General features: G+C 57.9%; 12 protein-coding genes and 1 other RNA gene. 2 read left to right on the top strand and 11 right to left on the bottom strand.

Translation table 11 applies throughout. From position 1 onward, the window contains the following. From ABF979_RS05855 to aroA, 3 genes are all read right to left on the bottom strand, one after another. Nucleotides 1-1,242: 30S ribosomal protein S1 (locus ABF979_RS05855; protein WP_415558473.1), on the bottom strand; the 1,242-nt coding region annotated here is incomplete at its 3' end. A gap of 251 nt (nucleotides 1,243-1,493) precedes the next feature. Continuing rightward, the gene (gene cmk, locus ABF979_RS05850) at nucleotides 1,494-2,132 is read right to left on the bottom strand and encodes a (d)CMP kinase (protein WP_415558472.1); all 639 of its coding nucleotides are present in this window, start codon (nucleotides 2,130-2,132) and stop codon (nucleotides 1,494-1,496) included. Continuing rightward, nucleotides 2,129-3,454: a 3-phosphoshikimate 1-carboxyvinyltransferase gene (aroA, locus tag ABF979_RS05845; protein WP_339406094.1), complete on the bottom strand. Its 1,326-nt coding sequence runs from the start codon at nucleotides 3,452-3,454 to the stop codon at nucleotides 2,129-2,131. Before aroA ends, cmk begins: the two co-directional genes overlap by 4 nt. Before the next feature lie 150 nt (nucleotides 3,455-3,604). Here aroA and ABF979_RS05840 point away from each other — a divergent pair, with 150 nt between their 5' ends. Together ABF979_RS05840 and ABF979_RS05835 are read left to right on the top strand one after the other, a co-directional pair. Beyond that, the gene (locus ABF979_RS05840; protein ID WP_046900134.1) at nucleotides 3,605-3,937 is read left to right on the top strand and encodes a TIGR02300 family protein; all 333 of its coding nucleotides are present in this window, start codon (nucleotides 3,605-3,607) and stop codon (nucleotides 3,935-3,937) included. Then, entirely contained in the window at nucleotides 3,879-4,478 is a 600-nt protein-coding gene (locus ABF979_RS05835) for a chorismate--pyruvate lyase family protein (protein WP_415558470.1), read from the top strand. Before ABF979_RS05840 ends, ABF979_RS05835 begins: the two co-directional genes overlap by 59 nt. Before the next feature lies 1 nt (nucleotide 4,479). Here the strand turns inward: ABF979_RS05835 and ABF979_RS05830 are convergent, their stop codons facing one another. From ABF979_RS05830 to ABF979_RS05795, 8 genes are all read right to left on the bottom strand, one after another. Continuing rightward, nucleotides 4,480-5,226, bottom strand: coding sequence for an SDR family oxidoreductase (locus ABF979_RS05830; protein ID WP_415558468.1), 747 nt, complete (start codon nucleotides 5,224-5,226; stop codon nucleotides 4,480-4,482). Next, nucleotides 5,223-5,816 carry a recombination mediator RecR gene (recR, locus tag ABF979_RS05825; protein ID WP_167386111.1) on the bottom strand — a complete coding sequence of 198 codons (594 nt, stop codon included), beginning with the start codon at nucleotides 5,814-5,816 and terminating at the stop codon, nucleotides 5,223-5,225. Before recR ends, ABF979_RS05830 begins: the two co-directional genes overlap by 4 nt. A gap of 33 nt (nucleotides 5,817-5,849) precedes the next feature. Beyond that, nucleotides 5,850-6,173, bottom strand: coding sequence for a YbaB/EbfC family nucleoid-associated protein (locus tag ABF979_RS05820; protein ID WP_415558467.1), 324 nt, complete (start codon nucleotides 6,171-6,173; stop codon nucleotides 5,850-5,852). A 16-nt stretch (nucleotides 6,174-6,189) separates the two neighbouring features. Continuing rightward, nucleotides 6,190-8,133 carry a DNA polymerase III subunit gamma/tau gene (locus ABF979_RS05815; RefSeq protein ID WP_415558465.1) on the bottom strand — a complete coding sequence of 648 codons (1,944 nt, stop codon included), beginning with the start codon at nucleotides 8,131-8,133 and terminating at the stop codon, nucleotides 6,190-6,192. 101 nt (nucleotides 8,134-8,234) lie between these two features. Then, nucleotides 8,235-8,329: signal recognition particle sRNA small type (gene ffs / locus ABF979_RS05810), an RNA gene on the bottom strand. A gap of 46 nt (nucleotides 8,330-8,375) precedes the next feature. Further along, on the bottom strand, nucleotides 8,376-10,175 hold the full coding sequence (gene ggt / locus ABF979_RS05805; protein WP_415558463.1) for a gamma-glutamyltransferase: 1,800 nt from the start codon (nucleotides 10,173-10,175) through the stop codon (nucleotides 8,376-8,378). Then, on the bottom strand, nucleotides 10,172-10,975 hold the full coding sequence (map, locus tag ABF979_RS05800; RefSeq protein WP_202206261.1) for a type I methionyl aminopeptidase: 804 nt from the start codon (nucleotides 10,973-10,975) through the stop codon (nucleotides 10,172-10,174). The genes ggt and map overlap by 4 nt, the downstream gene beginning before the upstream one ends. 86 nt (nucleotides 10,976-11,061) lie before the next feature. Then, on the bottom strand, nucleotides 11,062-12,117 hold the full coding sequence (locus ABF979_RS05795; RefSeq protein WP_415558460.1) for a D-alanyl-D-alanine carboxypeptidase family protein: 1,056 nt from the start codon (nucleotides 12,115-12,117) through the stop codon (nucleotides 11,062-11,064). Nucleotides 12,118-12,294: the final 177 nt, after the last annotated feature.

Below are 12,294 nucleotides of genomic sequence, written 5' to 3'. Positions count from 1 at the left end.
TTCGCCAGCTTCGTCCCAGGACAGGTCGGACATGTGAACCATGCCGTCGATGTCTGCGGAGAGGCCGATGAACAGACCGAACTCGGTGATGTTGCGGATTTCGCCTTCGATGACAGAGCCAACCTTGTGCTCTTCTTCGAACTGCTCCCAAGGGTTGCGCTGAACCTGCTTGAGACCAAGCGAAATACGACGCTTGGAGCTGTCCACGTCCAGAACCATGACGTCGACTTCCTGGGAAGTAGCGACGATCTTGCCCGGATGGACGTTCTTCTTCGTCCAGGACATCTCGGAAACGTGCACCAGGCCTTCGACGCCCGGCTCCAGCTCCACGAATGCACCGTAGTCGGTGATGTTCGTGACGCGGCCCGTGAAGCGTGCGCCGGCCGGATACTTGATGGCGACGTTTTCCCACGGATCAGCTTCAAGCTGCTTCATGCCGAGGGAGATACGCTGCGTGTCGGGGTTGAAGCGGATGACCTGCACGCGAACCGGCTGACCGATCTGCAGAGCTTCGGACGGGTGGTTGATGCGCTTCCAGGCGATGTCGGTGACATGCAGGAGGCCGTCAACGCCGCCGAGGTCAACGAACGCACCGTAGTCGGTGATGTTCTTGACGACGCCGTCAAGGATCATGCCTTCCTTCAGGCCCTGGATCAGCTCGGAACGCTGCTCTGCACGGGTCTCTTCAAGAACGGCACGACGGGACACAACGATGTTGCCACGTGCGCGATCCATCTTCAGGATCTGGAACGGCTGCGGCTGACCCATCAGCGGGCCGACGTCACGAACCGGACGGATGTCAACCTGGCTGCCCGGAAGAAACGCCATTGCGCCGCCGAGATCAACCGTGAAGCCACCCTTGACGCGACCATAGATCGTGCCATTGACGCGCTGGTTATTGCCGAATGCACGCTCCAGAGCGGTCCATGCTTCTTCACGACGAGCCTTCTCGCGGGAAAGAACGATGGAACCGTCACGGTCTTCGTAACGCTCGACATACAGCTCGACAACGTCGCCCGGCTTTACGTCCGGAGCAGCGCCTGGCGGGCCGAATTCCTTAAGGGAAACGCGACCTTCGCTCTTGAGACCAACATCAACGATAGCGAATTCGTCGGTCAGACGGATCACGCGGCCAGTGACGACGGAGCCGTCAAAACCGGTGTCGCGGCCCAGGGTCTCTTCGAGGAGGGCTGCAAAATCTTCCATGCCGTGAGCGGCAGGGGCCTGTGTGGCTGAAGCCATGTAAATACAATATTCCCGGATTTTCGGCCTGAAACCGATCATCCACGTCTGCGCCACGCGGATCGAAATCTGGCATGACGACTCCCCGCTGCCTCAAAAGGTCAGACCGGGTCCGTTAAATTATGGTCCGCACGCAAAACGCATGACGGACGACACTTTCCCCCTTCGGGCAAGGTGCTAACCCGCAACAACACCTTCCACAGGCGCTCTGTCAATAAAAAAACAGGTGTCAGACGGGCAGATACCGCAACTCAGATCCGAGTTACACGCCGCCTGATTTCTTCATGCGCCTTTTCAAGCACTTGCTCTGCTGAAAGCTCATCCGTCTCAATCAGAAGTGCATCTGCGGCCTGTACCAGAGGCGCAGTATCCCGCGAGGAATCCCGCGAGTCACGCGCGATGATCTCAGCGATTGCAGCGTCCAGTTCAGCCTCTGTGATCGCTGCGTCCCGGTGCAACTGGCGATGGCGACGAAGGGCCCGCGCTCTTGGGGAGGCCGTGATGAAAAACTTCACGTCCGCACCCGGGAAAACAACTGTGCCGATATCCCGCCCGTCAACAACGGCCCCTGTCTGGGCGGCGAACACACGTTGACGCTCCAGAAGAGCCTCACGCACAGCAGGCTGGCTAGCTACCAGTGAGGCACCCCGGTCAATTTCCGGAACGCGCAGATCAGTTCTCCGCAGATCCTCCTGCTCAAGTGCTTCCGCCTGTGCAGAAGCATCGCCCGCAGGGTCTAGGCCTGCGTCAATCATACGCCTTGCAACCGCACGATACAGGAGGCCCGTGTCCAGATAGGGCAAGGACAGCCGGGAGGCGAGCGCCTTGGCCAGCGTCCCCTTTCCGGCAGCTGCTGGCCCATCAACGGCAATGACGAGCGGACGGCTCATGCCCGGATATCCGCACCCAGACCATTCATGAGGTCAACGAAACCGGGAAAGCTGGTTTCAATGAAGGCCGTATCATCAATATGGACAGGCTTCTGCGCAGCCAGACCAAAGACAATCCCACTCATGGCCAGACGATGATCCATATGCGTCGTCACACTTCCACCACCCAAGGGCCCTTGGAAACCACGAACGATCAGGTCATCGCCAACCACTTCGGTTTCGGCACCATTCACATTCAGCAGGGAAACCGTAGCAGCCAGACGGTCACTTTCCTTCACCCGAAGTTCTTCCAGACCGCGAAGACGGGAGGACCCTTCCGCAAAAGCGCAGGCAACGGCCAGAACGGGGTATTCGTCAATCATGGACGGTGCGCGCTCTGGCGGCACATCCACACCTTTCAGCTTGCTGTATCGTGCGCGAAGGTCACCCACAGGCTCCCCGCCCTCAATGCGCTCGTTTTCAATGGTCAGATCAGCACCCATTTCGAGCAGAGTGGTGAACAGACCCGTCCGGAGCGGGTTCAAACCGACATTCTCAATCAGCAGATCGGACCCAGGAACCAGCAGCGCAGCCACAAGGGGGAATGCAGAAGACGACGGATCACCCGGAACTGTCACGTCCCGTGCAGTCAGCTTCACCGGTCCGGTCAGCTCGATTCGGCGTCCACCCGCATCCAGAACGGAAACATCAACATCCACGCCAAAATGACGAAGCATATTTTCCGTATGATCGCGGGTGGCGACAGGCTCTTCCACAACCGTCCGGCCAACGGCATTCAGCCCGGCCAGAAGAACTGCTGATTTCACCTGCGCAGAAGCTACCGGCAGACGATATTCAAGCGGTTTCGCCTGACCATTGCCACGCACGGCCATCGGCAAACGGCCGCCCTCACGGGACAAAAACTCGGAACCATTCTTCGAAAGCGGGTCCATTACACGACGCATTGGACGGGAGCGCAGGGAAGCATCCCCGGTCATGACGCTGTTCATCTGATGGGAAGAGAGAATACCGGACAGGAGCCGCGCTGCTGTCCCGGAATTCCCCATATCCAGCACATCTGCCGGCTCCGTCAGCTCACCGACGCCACGGCCGTCAATGGTCCAGACGGCGCCGTCACGCGTGATCGTCGCCCCCAGCGCACGCATGGCGTCTGCGGTGCGCAGAACGTCTTCACCCTCCAAAAGGCCGTAAACCTTCGTACGGCCATGTGCGAGGGAGGCCAACATCAGCGAACGATGGCTGATGGATTTGTCACCCGGTACGAGGGTACGGCCGGAAAGTCCCTTCGGGGACGCGGAAACTGTCAGAGGTCGCGCTTGCATGTGCACTTTCATGCGAGGGTCATTCCTGTGTGTCAATCACCCTGAAATACGTCCCCTCATGCAGATTTCGGGACACTTGGAGTTTGACATGGCGGAAACAAGCTGGCATGGCCGCGTTCCTTATCCGAGGCATTGGCAGGCTTGCGCAACATGGCAAAACCCGAACTCGGTCTAAAACGGACGTGCGTTGAGTGCGGCGCCCGCTTCTATGACCTGAACCGCGTCCCTACGGTGTGCCCGAAATGTGGCACCACCCAGCCGAACGATATCGGCCGTCTCAAGCGTAGCGAAGGACCGCTGCCTGAGGAGAAAGATCCGAACGCTCCGAAGGACGAGAACGAGGATGATGTAGACGTCGATCTGGACACGGACGATGATGCAGATGACGATGTCATCGCAGCAGACGACGATCTGGATGATGACGATGATCTTTCGAACGACATCGAAGTTTCGACTGACAAGGACGACCGCGACGACCACTAAGGTCGTCCGTGCTCTTTCCTTTGCAGCAGTATTGAGCGGCTGTGCCGGTCCGGGAGACGCCCTGTCCCCGGATGGCGCAGCCGTTCGTGCATTAAAGGACCGCCTGGAGCGTCATCCCAGCGCAACAGCAGTTCTTCAGGAGCATTGCTCCGTTCCCATTCGCGTTGTGCGCCTCCCCGTTGGAGAACAGCCTTCACAGGAAACCCTGCGTCTTCTGGAAGTCTCAGACCCTCGGCAGGTTCACACACGTCACGTTCAGCTTCTGTGTGGGGATATCCCACTCTCTGATGCCTGGAACTGGTATGTCCCGGAACGTCTGACTGATGACATGAACCATCTTCTGGAAACGACGGATACGCCCTTTGGCAAAGCTGTCTCGAAGACGAATTTTCATCGCCAGCGACTCGAAACACGTTTTCCAAATAACGCCACAGGAATCGTACTCGAAAACCGTGCGGTCCTCAGACGCGCTTCAGACAACGCACCAATTTCTCTGGTTGTGGAAGATTATCTACCTGGTGCGCTGAAACCTCAGCCCTGATTTATCGCGCAGGCGACCAGTTCAGGTGTTGCCCGCCATCCATGGCCAGCATCTGCCCCGTGACGGACGGGAGAGAAAATAGCGCAAATGCAGCTTCAGCGATTTCTTCGGGAGACGACCCGCGCTTCAGAGGCGTTTGCGCGCACATCTTGTCAAAATGCTCCTGAGACTGTCGGCCTACTGTTGGCAGAACAGGCCCTGGGCCAATGGCATTAACGCGAATACGCGGTGCCAGTGCCAGCGCAAGCGTTTGTGTCAGTGTCCACAAGCCAGCTCGGGACACGGTGTAGCTGATAAAATGTGGCGTCAGATTCCACACGCGCTGATCCAGCATATTCAAAATCAGCCCTTCAGCCTCTGCCGGCAGGGCTGCTGCCACCGCCTGAGACAGGACGAACGGAGCCCTCAGATTCGGCTCAAGATGCTGGTCCCAGCTTTCGCGAGTTACAGTCTCGACTTCATCACGAATGAACGCTGAAGCGTTGTTGATGAGCACACCGATCGGACCAAGCTGCTGAACTGCTTCAGCAGTCAGCCTGTTCACATCGGCTTCACACGACAGATCTGCGCCAATCACACATCCGCGGCCGCCAATGTGATCGAGCAGATCCAGCGCTTCTGTTTTGCTGTCGCGATAATGAATGGCAACAGAAAAACCCTGCCCGGCCAGCATTTCAACCAGCGCCCGACCAATCCGACGCGCGCCACCGGTCACAATCGCCGTACGTGGAACCAGAGCGGAAATCATAATGCGCGTCGTGCAATCAGGGCGGCGGCCAACGTGCCATCATCGAGCACATCCAGAGCGCCCCCCATAGGAACACCATGTCCGACACGGCTGACGACCACGCCCGTTGATGCCAGTTTTTCCTGAAGCCAGTGCGCTGTGGTGGCCCCCTCGACTGTCGCGCCAAGAGCGAGGATGACCTCTCTCACTCCACCTTCGGCAATACGGTCCAGCAGGGACGAGACATTCAGATCTTCAGGGCCAAGACCGGCAAGCGCCGATAACGTCCCGCCCAGAACCTGATAGACCCCGCGATGTACGCCAGCCCGTTCAAGGGCCCACAGATCACCCACAGTTTCGACCACGCACACCAGGCCGCCATCACGGGTTGAATCTGTACAGATGTGGCAGGGATCGATGGTGTCGAGATTGCCACAAAGGGAACATGTACGGACGCTTGTGGCAGCCCGTTCCATGAGATGCGCCAAAGGCAACATCCGCGCCTCTGGCTGCCGCAGCAAACTGAGCGCAGCGCGACGGGCTGACCTCGGGCCGAGCCCAGGCAGGCGAGACAGCATGGAAATCAGCTGCTCGATGTCATTGCTGATCATCATGATGTGACGCCCGCAGAAAAACTGTTCAGATCAGAACGGAAGCTTCAGACCCGGCGGCAGATCCAGACCGCCCGTAACGTCGCGCATGGCTTCAGAGCTGGCCGCTTCAGCCTTGCTCTTGGCATCCGTATAGGCTGCCACGATCAGGTCCTGCAGCATTTCCATCTCGTTCGGATCGGCGAGCTTCGGATCGATTTTCAGACCACGCATTTCGCCTTTACCCGTAAGTTGAAGTGTCACGAGACCAGCGCCAGCCGAACCATCTACCGTCAGATTTGCCAGATTTTTCTGGGCCTCTTCCATTTTGGACTGCATCTGGCTGGCCTGCTTCATCAGTCCTGCAAGGTTCTTCATAACGTCTCCTGGTCTTTCAGTTCAGATCATCTTCATCAAGGAAATCAGCGTCCAGAGGCGCGAATTCCAGATCCGGAGGCGAGTCCTCCGTCAATGGTGCGGTTATTTCGGGTGGAAGACCGTATTCATCAAGGGAGTGATCTTGCACATCGCCGATTTTCGCACCGGGGAAAGCATCAAGAATGGCTTGGACCAACGGGTGTGCCTCAACCATTGCACGGTTGATGGCCACCACCTCCGCACCCTGTTCGTCCAGGGTTGGCTCACCTTCGGCTGTGGAAAGACTGATGCGCCACTGGCCGGGAAACATCTCTTCAAGAAAATTCTGAAGGAGACGGTCCGCTCTGGTGTGCTGGTCTTCCAGGCGAACCTGCACATCTGGAGGTGAAAAACGTACCAGATGCACCGACGAGCGCAGAACCCCATGCAACTGCGGCTGCTTGTCCCAAACCAGAGCGACCATCTCGCGCCATGTTCGCGGCGGGGTCGGAGGAAGTTCGGGTTCCGGGGCCAGCTCAGGAGCGGCCTCCGCATAACCCGGCTCAATAATTTCGCCGCCATTGGCCACCAGACGGACATGCGCACGAGGGCCACCCGTGTCCGTGGGCGATACGGACGTCGACAGCACAGGCGCAGTCTGTAACCCAGACGACACCTCTCCGGACGGAGCGGCTCCACCCGAAGGGCCTGATGGCAAGGAGAGATCGACCCCGCCTTCAGTCAACTGACGGATCAGACGGTCAGGCGTCGGGAGAAGGCTGGCGTGGCACAGTCGAATCAGGACCATCTCAGCCGCCTGACGACGATCCGGCGCGGATTCGACTTCGTTCACACCTTTCAGAAGAATCTGCCAGGCTCGTCCCAAACTGCTGGTTGAGAGCCTGTCTGCCAGCACGCCACCACGCAGTCTTTCGGCTTCTGGAAGGTCCCGGCTTTCACGAAGGCCCGGCATCGCCTTGAGACGGGAAACAAGATGTAGAAGATCCAGAAGATCCGTCAGGAGAACGCCGAGATCAGCACCACGCGCATAAGCCTGATCGGTAAGGTCCAGGGCCTCTGCTGCCTTGCCGGCCATAAGGGCATCAAGCAGATCAAAGACCAGTCCGCGATCTGCCAGACCAAGCATGTCTGACACGGCATCGGCGTCGCTCGCACCTTGTGCAATCGCCTGATCCAGCAGAGATAGTCCGTCACGGACCGAGCCATCAGCTGCACGGGCAATGAGCGCCAAAGCGTCTTCGGAAAGAGTGGCTCCTTCCTTTTCGGCAATACGCCCGAAATGCTCGGTCAGCAGCGCCTGAGGCACGCGCCGGAGGTCAAACCGCTGACAGCGGGACAGCACCGTCACCGGCACTTTCCGCAACTCCGTCGTGGCAAAAATGAACGTAACCTGTGACGGAGGCTCTTCCAGAGTTTTCAGCAGGGCATTGAATGCATTGCGAGACAGCATGTGCACTTCATCGATGATGAAGACTTTCATGCGCGCCTGCATCGGGCGGAAGCGGGTCGCCTCAATGATTTCGCGCACATCATCAACGCCGGTGCGAGACGCCGCATCCATTTCCAGAACGTCCGGATGCCGGTCCGCGAGAATGGCGGTGCAGTTTGCACAAACACCACAGGGCTCTGCGGTCGGCCCACCCTTCCCGTCTGGCCCGATGCAGTTCAAGGCACGTGCGATAATTCGGGCAGTCGTGGTTTTCCCCACGCCGCGCACACCCGTCAGCATGAAGGCATGCGCCACACGCTTCAGCTCAAACGCCCGACGCAGGATTCGTACCAGCGAGTCCTGACCAATCAGGTCATCGAGTGTCTGGGGGCGATATTTTCGGGCAAGGACACGATAAGGCGTGCTTTTTTCTGCCTGAACAGGAATTGGAACCTGCTCGGCCGGGGCTTCACCAAAGAAGCCACCACCGCTCTCAGGCGGCAGGGGAAAATCGTCGATATCGTCAGTCATGAAACTGGAAAGCCGTCAGAGCGGGGAATGAGACCGCACTCTGTCGGTCTTGCACCGGGGCGCCTGACAGTAAAACTGCCGCGCCCACAGGCTGCACTAGGTAGGAGGCCGGACATTTAACCCGGATAAAACTCACTGCGGCTGCTTCCTTCCGGACCTGACCGGGTTGGCAAGGTATCCGTCCAAAGCCGACCTCCCGGCGCTCTCCTAACACGGAGATAGGGGTGTCTGACAACCCCCTATCATTCACCCGCGGCTTCACCCCCTGCATGACGCGGATCAGCAGCCCCATAAATGAGCCCGGTTTTGTGTGCGGAGAGGCTTGGACGGTCCGCAAGAATACCTTCTGCTACACCCCATGGGCGGTGCAGAGACAGCGCATATCCCTCAGATTTCAGCTTATCCATGACGTCATCCGTCAGGGCACCTGGTTCCAGCTCAACAGCAGATGGCTCCCACTGCTCGTGGATTCGCGGCAGATCAACAGCCTGTCGGATATCCAGCCCATAATCGAGCACACCCAGAATGGCAGAAAGTGTGATCGTCGGAATACGGGAACCACCAGGGCTTCCGATCACCATAATCACCTTACCATCCTTGGAGACAATCGACGGAGACATGGACGATAGCGGCGTTTTGCCCGGAGCAATGGCATTGGCTTCCGAGCCAACAATCCCAAACATATTGGGGGCACCTGGCTTGGCCGAGAAATCATCCATCTCGTCGTTGAGCCAGATGCCGGTGTTGCCACCCATGACACCCGAGCCGAACCACCCGTTCAGAGTATATGTCGCGGAAACAGCCATGCCGCTCTTGTCCAATACCGAGAACTGGGTCGTCTCGTGCTTTTCCTGCGTGTCGGAAGCAGCCTGGTCAGCCTTGACCGGAAGCGCCTCACCAGCGCGGAGGGTGCTGGACGGCAATGCCTGATCAAGCGGGATCCCTGCCCTGACCTGTGCGGCATATGCCGGATCATTCAGATGTTCGATCGGATTCTTGACGAATGCCGGGTCCCCCAGATCGCGCCGATCCGAGTACGCATGCCGCATGGCTTCGATTTCACGCTGCGCAGAGGCTGCTGTGTGCAGGCCAAGGGCATGCATATCGTAACCGGAAAGAATGTTCAGGATTTCACACAGGGCAATACCACCACCGCTCGGAGGGGGTGCCGTGTCGATCGTGTACCCACGATAGGTGCAGCGGATCGGCTCAAGAAACCGGATATGATAGTTCGTGAAATCTGATGGCTTCAGAAGGCCACCACCTTCTTCGCTGGCCCGCACGATTTCAGCGGAAATCGGACCTTCGTAGAACGCTTTCGGACCATTCTTGGCGACCAGTTCAAGAGAATTGGCCAGATTTTTCTGAACCAGCCGGTCTCCAGGCTGAAAGGACGATCCGTCCGGACGCAGAAAAATAGAACGTGCGTATGGGTCCTGACGGAAATACTTCGTGGACGTGTCGAGGAGCTGTACGTCGCCTTCATTGAGCACAAACCCATCACGGGCGAGCGCTATGGCAGGGGCCATGACTTTTGCCCGCGGCAAACGCCCCCACTTCTGAAGGATCGTATCCAAGCCTGCGACAGTCCCCGGAATGGCGACCGCTTTCCAGCCTTCCGTTGAAAGCCCCGGAATGACTTTGCCAGACGCATCCTGATACATGGTGGCTGTTGCAGCACCCGGGGCATGCTCCCGGAAGTCCACAAATACTGTCTGCCCGGATTTCAGGCGGATCGTCATGAAGCCGCCACCGCCGATATTACCCGCAGCGGGGTAAACGACAGCCAGCGCATAACCCACCGCAACCGCTGCATCGATGGCATTGCCACCTTCCGCCAGGATTTTGGCGCCAGCATCAGAAGCGAGATGCTGGGCGGAAACCACCATGCCATGCTTGCCAGAGACCAGAACGCCCGGAGACGTATGATCCGGACCAAAGGCCAGCGGATCATGGGCGGAACTCAAAGGGGCTGTCGTGGGAGCAGCCAGCGCCGTGCCCCCCGTCAGGCCCGCAACAATCAGGGCAAACAGTTTTTTCATGCGCCAGCTCCGTATGGGGGCTTGTTGTAACCTTTCGGGGACAGCGTGAAGATTTCACATCCGTCGTCCGTCACGCCAATCATATGCTCGAACTGTGCAGACAGCGTCCGGTCACGCGTGACAGCTGTCCAGCCATCATCAAGAATTTTCACTTCAGGTTTGCCGATATTCAGCATCGGCTCAATGGTGAAAACCATTCCCGGCACGAGCTTCACGCCCTGCCCTGGCTTGCCGTAATGCAGAACGTTCGGAGCGGCATGGAATTCCCGGCCAATGCCGTGACCACAAAAATCACGCACGATGGAGAAACGGTTCTTTTCCGCATGGACCTGAATGGCATGACCGACATCGCCCAGCGTCTTGCCTGGCTTGACCTGCTCAATGCCGAGCATGAGGGACTCATAGGTCACCTCAACGAGTTTTTCAGCTTTCTTGGGGGCCTTGCCTACGATGTACATCCGGGAATTATCCCCGTACCAGCCATCCAGAATGGACGTGACGTCAATATTGACGATATCGCCGTTGGCCAGTTTCTTCTCACCGGGGATGCCGTGACACACAACATGGTTGATCGAAATGCAGCAGGATTTCGGGAAGCCATGATAATTCAGAGGAGCCGGTGTAGCGCCGTGCGCCAGAGTGAACTCATGAATAAGGGTATTGAGTTCTTCCGTCGTGACGCCGGGTTGAACATGCTCGGTAATCATATCCAGCGTTGCCGCTGCCAGATGCCCAACCGTTCTTAGATGTTTGAAATCTTCACTGTCATAAAGAACAATCCCACGCGAATTATCACCCATGTCTACCGCCCGATCCTAAATCTCTTAACTGGTCGGGACAAAATGCGACCGTCCCGACCGGATCGCAAGGCAGTGATGCGAGTTTTTCACCCGCGCGGGTGACGGCCCGGCTTGTGATGGGCAGCAACATGGTGAGCACTGACCATGCGAACAGAGGCTGAATGATGCGCAACACGGCCATAACGGCGCGGTGACGTTGGCGCATCCGCCACTTCAACAGGACGGCTGGATGCAACCATTGTCCCATGATGAGCAAAACGACCACCACGACGCGCAGACGCGATCATGACAGTGCGCGGAGCGACCGGATGAAGCAGAGGCTGTGGCGCGACGCCTTCTGAAGCGAAACCATCATCCAGAATGGACGCCATTTCCATCGAACGACGCGCATTTGAGGACGACCCAAGGACCACACCAATCAGACGAACATTTCCACGGATGGCAGACGTGACAAGATTCCGCCCCGCAGCATCGGTGTAACCCGTCTTCATGCCGTCAGCGCCCGAATAGATTTTCAGCATCGGATCATGGTTGGGAACCAGATGACGATGGAAATAGAAGGAAGGCACGCCGAAATAGTGATAATACTGCGGGAAATCGTTGATAAGGTGCTGCGCGAGAAGCCCTAGATCATGCGCTGTCGTGACCTGATCGGGGTCAGGCAGGCCGGATGCGTTGCGGAACGTTGTGTTGGCCATTCCCAGAGCACGCGCCTGCTGCGTCATGAGCTGAGCAAAACGGACCTCGTCGCCCCCCCCCAGGAACTCACCCAGAGCGCACGCAGCGTCATTGGCGGACTTGGTGACAAGCGCCAGAATGCCCTGCTCAACGGTCAGCCGAGTGCCTGGGACCAGTCCAAGCTTGGATGGAGCCTGCATGGAAGCATGAATGGAAACCGGGACTTCCTGATCCAGCGTAATCTGATGGGCTTCCAGCGCACGGAAGGTCAGATACAGCGTCATGAGTTTTGTCAGGGATGCAGGATACCGCTGAAGATCGGCGTCCGACTGGGACAGAACGGCACCTGAATGTGCATCCATCACGAAACTGGACGTGTGGCCTGCGTATTGTGCCTTGGCAGAGCCCGCACCAACTGCAGTCAGAGCGCATAACAGAAGGGCCTTGCGGACAGGGAAACGCATTATGTGGCAGCCTCTGAACAAAACATTGAACGCTGGAAAGATTGAACTGTTTAACGCAGTCCTTAATCCCGTTACTCTAGGCGCAACAAAAAGCGCCCGTCCACAAGGTTTGGGGCAGTTTGCTTAATTTTTCGTAAGCATGACCCAAACCCGACCAGAACATGTCAGGAAGATGGC

Origin of the sequence: Gluconobacter sp., from assembly GCF_047723935.1 — a bacterium.
Classification (GTDB): Bacteria; Pseudomonadota; Alphaproteobacteria; order Acetobacterales; family Acetobacteraceae; genus Gluconobacter.
The sequence above is the reverse complement of the archived record's forward strand: the minus strand, read 5'-3'. Positions and strand labels throughout refer to the sequence as shown.